This window comes from Vibrio sp. ECSMB14106, from assembly GCF_000972265.1.
Lineage (GTDB): Bacteria > Pseudomonadota > Gammaproteobacteria > Enterobacterales > Vibrionaceae > Vibrio > Vibrio kanaloae.
On record NZ_LAUM01000012.1, the window covers coordinates 71,094 to 78,659 of the forward strand.

The following is a 7,566-nucleotide window of genomic DNA, read 5'->3' on the forward strand; positions in this document are numbered from 1 at the left end:
TGGGATAAGCATTAAAATCAAATGTGATCTTACGCAAGTCTTGATATGTTTTTGGCGAAAAATGCTTGTTATCCTTATGAAAAACGATAACTTAGAGGCAAGGCTTCGCTAAAAATTAAACCAGTTTTTAGAGGCGTTTTACAGCCTATAGAAAGTGCTTGATTGAAATTTACTCAATAGTGTTTTGTGATATAGGTCTCGTGATATAGATCGCTACGTAAGCTTCTTCAGAATTAGATAAACAAAAGCCGCATAAGTTGTCTTATGCGGCTTTTGTGTTTTTAGCCTTATCTAAAACCTTTGTTCCCCAAGTGCTAGGATTGAAGGGAAATTTAATCATTAGTGTTCAGTAATCTCGCTGTACCGTCCTCTCGGATGGCATTGATAGCTTGTAATTGTTTATAGATTACGAAGTAACGATTGATGTTGGCAACATAGGTTACGGGTTCTTTACTCACGTATTTGCGAGTGATGATTTCTACGTTTTTAAACCAAATGTTTGGGTTGTAGCCTTTTTGCTTAGCAAGGTGCCTCATCTTTCTGATTTTCGCGGGGCCCGCGTTGTAAGAAGCCAAAGTGAAGTAGATTTGGTTGTCCGATGATATTGCTGGGTCGTCAAAGTATCGGTCTTTGATAAAGCGCATGTATTTCACACCCGCATGGATGTTGTTATCTACCTTGTGGATGTTCTTGATGTTGACGTTTTTATCTTTTGCGGTACTCGGTAATACTTGCATCACACCAATAGCTCCACGATGAGAAACTCTGCTTTGATCAAGCCCTGACTCTTGGAAACCTTGTGCAGATATCATCAAAGGGTCGAATTCGTATTTATTCGAATACTTTTCAAAGACATCTGACAGCTTAGCTACTCGGTCTATTTTATTTGGGTTGAGTGCTCTACCTAACCAGCGAGTGTTGTCGATGTATTTCTGATAAATAACATTCCCAAGTAGGGTGCCTGTTCGTGCGGTCTTAACGTATTTGTTGACCTCTTTCTTTAACAAAGGGCTGTTTTTTCTCAATGCCCATGCTATTTGGCCATTTTCACGTAAGGGCAAGTCATGATGAACTTGAATGTTTTCCATTACGTCAGTCCAAAGCTTGGCTTTATGGCTGTCCAGAATTGTGCCTTGTATATAACCTTGGTTGACTAGCTCTATCAGCTCGTAGTCTTGCAGTGACTCTTCAATGAAGTGGACATGCAGTGGAGGTAAATCCAGTTCATTAAGGTCTTTATTTAACTTTTGCACGCTCTCGAAGTAACTCGAGCTTGCTCGGATCCATACTTCTTTACCGCTCAATTGTTTGATTTTGGTGATAGGTTCGGCCTTTTTCCCAGTGATAATGAGTTCTTTACCATCTTTAATCATTGGATCTGAGAAATCGATGGTTCGTAGTCGTTTGTCGGTGATCGTTAGGTTAGCGACAGCGACATCACCATAGCCAGATTCTAAAGAGGGAAGTAGATCATCTCGTTGTACGGGGATTATTTGAACATTGAGGTAGGGGTGTTTCTTACGAAGGCTTTTCTCAAAGTGGTAGAGCATTTCTGCCACGATGCCTTTTGGCTTGCCATCCTCGATGTAATAAAAACCAAGATCGGCAGATACGAGCACTCTCACCATTCCTTTGGTTTTAAGTACATCTAAGTCTCCCATGTAAGGCTTATTGCTTAATGGGGACAACTCCAATGAGTGGGAATATTGGCTAAATAGCATGATCCCAATAAATAATAACAACCTACTCACATCCACACTCCATGTTGATGATTTGTTAAAAGTTATTTATTGAAGATATCGTGTATTATGCGATTCATCAAGTTTGCGAAATGTGGTTTAAAAAAGCGCGCTAATAAATTAGCGCGCTTTTTTAGATTGATATGTAAGCAAGTTGATTAAGGTAGTGGGTTTAGCTCAATTAACTTCTCTGTTCTTAAAACTGCATCTTCTAAACCAATTTTTTTATAAGCTTTTAACTGTATTTTTAAAGATTTACGAGCTGCAATGGTATCTGGGTAAGTCTTTTGCAGCTCTTGTGTGCGGTTTACTGCCGCAATCCACGCTTCACGCCTTAGGTAGAAATCAGCCGTTGCTAGATCATATTCCGCTAGGCGGTTTTTAAGTGCAAACATGCGTTTTTGTGAGTCTTCAGCATAAGGGCTGCTAGGGAAGCGTTCGAGGAGTCGCTTGAAATCAGCAAAGGCAAGCTTCACTGGTTCTGGATCTCGGTCACTTCGATCGATATTAAAAATATCGTGCATGAAATTTCGATCTTGCGCCATGTGCGTTAAGCCGCGCATGTAAAGAACCCAATCTTGTTTTTCATGAGTTGGGTTTAAGCGTAGGAATCGTGAAATGGTGGCAAGTCCGAGTGCCAAGTCATCATTTTTGTAGTACGCGTAAATCAGATCGAGCTGTACTTGCTCGGAATAGGCGCCGAAGGGATAGCGAGAGTCTAAGGCTTCTAGCTTTTCGATTGCAGAAAGCCAGCTACCGCTCTGCAGTGACTCTTGAGCGTCAGAGTAGAGAACCGATGGTGGTACATCTGGCACTATCTCTTCACTACTTGAACAACCAACCAAGAGTGATACGGCTAATAGACCCGATAAAGTAAGGTGTTTCATGTCAGGCGTCGATTCCTTGAATTAAATATTTCGTAAGCTTCCGTTACTTTCTAACCAGTAACAGATACAATGATGCAATTATTCTATTTTATCCATACTAATGGGTATTAGTCTCACGGTTTTTAAAAAAGTTCGATATGGCTCAGCAGATCACATTAACAGACACAGTAAAAAGCAGCCAGTTAGGTCAACGTTTAGACCAAGCTGTCGCTGAACTATTTACCGATTTTTCTCGCTCTCGTATTAAAGAGTGGCTTCTTGATGGCAAAATCCAAGTGGATGGTGAAGTTATCACTAAGCCACGTGTTAAGGTTTTAGGTGGTGAGGAGATCATCTTGCAAGCTGAACTTGCAGATGAAGAGCGCTGGGAAGCACAAGATATTCCTTTAGACATTGTCTATGAAGATGATGACTTATTGGTGATCAATAAACCTCGCGATCTGGTTGTACACCCAGGAGCAGGCACACCGGATGGAACCATACTAAACGCATTGCTTTTCCATTATCCTCAGATCGCAGAAGTACCTCGTGCGGGTATTGTGCACCGTCTTGATAAAGACACCACTGGCCTTATGGTTGTGGCTAAAACGGTTCCAGCTCAAACTCGTTTAGTGCGTGCTCTTGCTAAGCGTCGTATCACTCGTGAATATGAAGCAATTGCAATTGGTAAAATGACCGCTGGTGGTGTTGTAGAGAAGGGCATTAGCCGTCATGCAACTAAGCGTACATTAATGGACGTGAACGAATTAGGAAAGCCAGCGGTAACTCACTATCGTGTTGCAGAACACTTCCGTGAGCATACTCGTATTCGCTTACGCCTAGAAACGGGTCGTACTCACCAAATCCGTGTTCATATGTCATACCTTCAGCACCCGCTGCTAGGTGATGTTGCATACGGTGGCCGTGCTCGTATTCCAAAAGGTGCATCTGAAGAACTAACGACGATGATTCGTTCTTTTGATCGCCAAGCACTACACGCAGTTATGCTTAAATTTGTTCACCCTATTACAGGTGAAGAAGTTGAATTTCACGCTCCTGTGCCAAATGACATGGTCGTGATGGCTGAAGCGTTACGTGTTGATGCTCGCGAAAACTTAGAAGACGACATTTAATCATGTCGATGCTCATCCCTAATTGGAATGTCCCCCAAAACGTCAAAGCGTTTGCTTCGACGCGTGTTGGTGGTTTTTCTAGCGATGCGTACCAAGGTTTAAACTTAGGTACACATGTTGGGGATGATGCTTCATTTGTTGAAAATAATAGAGCATGGCTCAAGCAACAAGCTAACATGCCTGCTTCACCGATATGGTTAAATCAAACTCACTCAACAGATGTCGTTACGGTTTTAGAACCGACGACAGATATTATTGATGCTGATGGTGCATTTACCACTGCAAAAGGCGTTGTATGCTCTGCGATGACGGCAGATTGTTTACCGGTTATCCTCACTAATACTAACGGTACACAAGTTGCGGCGGTTCATGCAGGTTGGCGTGGTCTTGCTGGTGGTATTCTTGAAAATGCAGTCGCAAAGTTCTCAAATATTGATGAAGCTAACCAGGTTATCGCTTGGCTTGGTCCTGCTATTGGTGAGGATGTGTTTGAGGTAGGTTATGATGTATTGGACGCTTTTGTTAGTTTTGACCCTCAAGCGAAATTAGCATTTAAAGCCAAATCTGAACCTGGCAAGTGGTTAGCAAACATGTCTCAACTCGCGACTCAACGATTGCATAAAGCTGGCGTGACTTCAGTGACAGGTTCGAATCTGTGTACATACGCTGATTCAGATACTTTCTATTCTTATCGTCGAGATGGTATTACTGGGCGTCAGGCTACTTTTATTTGGTTAGAGTAACCTCTAGCGACCGCAAATGGCCATCCTGCTCATTTATATTTTCATATAAGCTCTATTCTTCATTCTTATCCCTTGAAAACCCTCGCTCTCGTATCCATCTTTTAGTCATAAGATCAATATCTCTAAGAGTAAGAAGGTTGATATGCGTCTCGATCGATTCACTAGTAAATTTCAAATTGCGATATCTGATGCTCAGTCACTCGCATTAGGTCGTGATCATCAATATATAGAACCCGTACACCTAATGGTGTCATTGCTAAATCAAGATAGTAGTGCGATTCGTCCACTTTTAACTATGTTGAATGTTGATGTTGTTCAGTTACGTTCGAAATTGAGCGAAATGTTAGATCGTGTGCCGAAAGTAAGTGGTATCGGTGGGGATGTTCAGCTCTCAAATTCAATGGGAACGCTATTCAACCTATGTGACAAGGTCGCGCAAAAGCGTCAAGACAGCTACATCTCTTCGGAAGTTTTCTTACTTGCAGCCATTGAAGACAAAGGCCCTTTAGGTAACTTACTTAAAGAGCTAGGTCTTACTGAACAAAAGTTATCTCAAGCTATCGAGCAAGTTCGAGGCGGTCAAAAAGTTGATGACCCAAATGCGGAAGATAGACGCCAAGCACTAGAGAAGTTCACCATTGATCTGACTGAAAGAGCAGAGCAAGGCAAACTGGATCCTGTGATCGGTCGAGATGATGAGATTCGCCGTACTATTCAAGTTCTGCAACGTCGTACTAAAAATAATCCAGTTATTATCGGTGAGCCTGGTGTGGGTAAAACCGCGATCGTAGAAGGTTTAGCGCAGCGTATTATCAATAATGAGGTGCCTGAAGGGTTAAGAGGTCGACGGGTACTTTCATTAGATATGGGATCTTTGGTTGCCGGCGCTAAATATCGTGGTGAGTTCGAAGAGCGCTTGAAATCGGTTCTTAATGAGTTATCCAAAGAAGAGGGAAATATCATTCTCTTCATTGACGAAATTCATACTATGGTGGGGGCGGGTAAAGGCGAAGGCTCTATGGATGCCGGTAATATGCTAAAACCAGCATTAGCTCGTGGTGAACTGCATTGTGTCGGCGCAACAACGCTTGATGAATATCGCAAGTATATTGAGAAAGACCCGGCATTAGAGCGTCGATTCCAAAAAATACTAGTTGATGAACCAACGGTCGAGGATACCGTAGCTATCCTAAGAGGCTTAAAAGAGCGTTATGAGCTTCATCACCATGTAGAGATTACTGATCCTGCTATTGTTGCTGCGGCGACTCTATCTCATAGGTACGTCTCGGATCGTCAGTTACCAGATAAAGCTATTGATTTGATTGATGAAGCGGCTTCGAGTATTCGCATGCAGATCGATTCAAAACCTGAGTCATTGGATAAATTAGAGCGGAAAATCATTCAACTGAAGATCGAACAACAAGCTTTAACCAACGAAAACGATGAAGCTAGTGAAAAGCGGCTCCGTACATTACAAGCTGAGTTGACCGATAAAGAGCGAGACTTCGCAGAGCTTGAAGAAGTATGGAATGCGGATAAAGCGGCCCTATCGGGTACGCAACATATTAAGTCAGAGCTAGAACAAGCTCGTATGGATATGGACTTTGCAAGGCGAGCAGGTGACCTTAATCGTATGTCAGAGCTTCAATATGGTCGTATTCCTGAATTAGAGAAACAGCTGGATCTAGCGACTCAAGCTGAAATGCAAGAAATGACATTGCTTCGTAATAAGGTCACTGATGCAGAAATCGCAGTAGTGCTATCGAAGCAAACGGGTATCCCGGTATCCAAAATGTTAGAGGCTGAGAAAGACAAGCTTCTTAAAATGGAAAGTGCTTTGCATAAGCGAGTTATAGGTCAAGCCGAAGCTGTCGAAGTGGTGTCGAACGCCATTCGTCGTAGCCGTGCGGGTTTGTCTGATCCGAACAAGCCCATTGGTTCTTTCTTATTTCTCGGTCCTACAGGGGTAGGTAAAACAGAACTGTGTAAAACATTAGCGAACTTCATGTTTGATAGTGAAGATGCCATGGTACGTATCGATATGTCTGAGTTCATGGAGAAGCACTCAGTTGCTCGTTTAGTCGGTGCGCCTCCGGGTTATGTTGGGTATGAAGAGGGTGGGTATCTAACAGAAGCAGTACGTCGTAAGCCGTACTCGGTAATTTTGTTGGATGAAGTAGAGAAAGCTCACCCAGATGTTTTCAACATTCTATTACAGGTTCTTGATGATGGGCGCTTAACCGATGGTCAAGGTCGTACTGTGGATTTTAGGAACACGGTAGTCATCATGACATCTAATCTAGGTTCTGCTCGTATTCAGGAGAATTTCAATACACTGGATTACCAAGGAATCAAAAATGAAGTGATGGAAGTAGTAGGGAAACATTTCCGACCTGAGTTTTTAAACCGTGTTGATGAAAGTGTTGTATTCCATCCATTAGCTCAAGAACACATTCAATCAATTGCCTCTATTCAGCTTGAACATTTAAGTAAGCGTATGGAAGGCAGTGGATATGAACTTGAAGTTTCAGACAAAGCGTTGAAGTTTATTGCTCAAACTGGCTTCGATCCTGTTTATGGTGCAAGGCCTTTGAAACGAGCAATCCAACAAAGTGTTGAGAACCCGTTAGCGAAAGCGATACTTGCTGGCAAAATAAACCCAGATAAGAAAGTACAGCTATTAGTAAACAACGATAGAATTATCGTGCACCAATAATTTAACCACTAACAATAGGTACGATTGTCGAAACTATGCCGTAATCGTACCTATTTTGGATGATTTGCTTGAATAATGTTCGAACGGTCACCTGTGGCGGTTTTTTTTCGTTTTTGGCCTTGTGCAAAGGATTATTATCCCTATAATGCGCCTCCGTTACCAAGGGAAACCAAGCGGTTTTAATTGACTAACAAGATGGTAATAAGCATTTAAGATGCTTTGAAAAACTAGCTGAAAAAAGTGTTTGACACTGAAATCCAATTCGCTAGAATGTCCGTCCACTTAGAGAGGCTCCTTACTTAAAGGAACGCTCAATAAGTAAAGCTCTTTAACAATTTAAACCTATCAATCTGTGTGGGCACTCGTTGA

5 protein-coding genes are annotated in these 7,566 nt (G+C 42.2%); 3 read left to right on the top strand and 2 right to left on the bottom strand.

Annotated elements, in window-relative coordinates; genetic code table 11:
- Nucleotides 1-332: 332 nt before the first annotated feature.
- The gene (locus tag WR49_RS10325; RefSeq protein ID WP_331428875.1) at nt 333-1,757 is read right to left on the bottom strand and encodes a lytic transglycosylase F; all 1,425 of its coding nucleotides are present in this window, start codon (nt 1,755-1,757) and stop codon (nt 333-335) included.
- Between the two features lie 140 nt (nt 1,758-1,897).
- Complete coding sequence (gene bamD / locus WR49_RS10330; RefSeq protein WP_017056155.1) at nt 1,898-2,626, bottom strand: outer membrane protein assembly factor BamD; 729 nt, start codon at nt 2,624-2,626, stop codon at nt 1,898-1,900.
- 137 nt (nt 2,627-2,763) lie between these two features.
- Here bamD and rluD point away from each other — a divergent pair, with 137 nt between their 5' ends.
- The 3 genes from rluD to clpB all read left to right on the top strand — a co-directional run bounded on the left by rluD (nt 2,764) and on the right by clpB (nt 7,197).
- A complete protein-coding gene (gene rluD / locus WR49_RS10335) occupies nt 2,764-3,738 on the top strand; it encodes a 23S rRNA pseudouridine(1911/1915/1917) synthase RluD (RefSeq protein ID WP_017056156.1) in 975 nt (324 codons plus the stop codon).
- A gap of 2 nt (nt 3,739-3,740) precedes the next feature.
- Nucleotides 3,741-4,481 carry a peptidoglycan editing factor PgeF gene (pgeF, locus tag WR49_RS10340; protein ID WP_046223926.1) on the top strand — a complete coding sequence of 247 codons (741 nt, stop codon included), beginning with the start codon at nt 3,741-3,743 and terminating at the stop codon, nt 4,479-4,481.
- Between the two features lie 142 nt (nt 4,482-4,623).
- Entirely contained in the window at nt 4,624-7,197 is a 2,574-nt protein-coding gene (gene clpB, locus WR49_RS10345; RefSeq protein WP_017056158.1) for an ATP-dependent chaperone ClpB, read from the top strand.
- Nucleotides 7,198-7,566 lie beyond the last annotated feature (369 nt).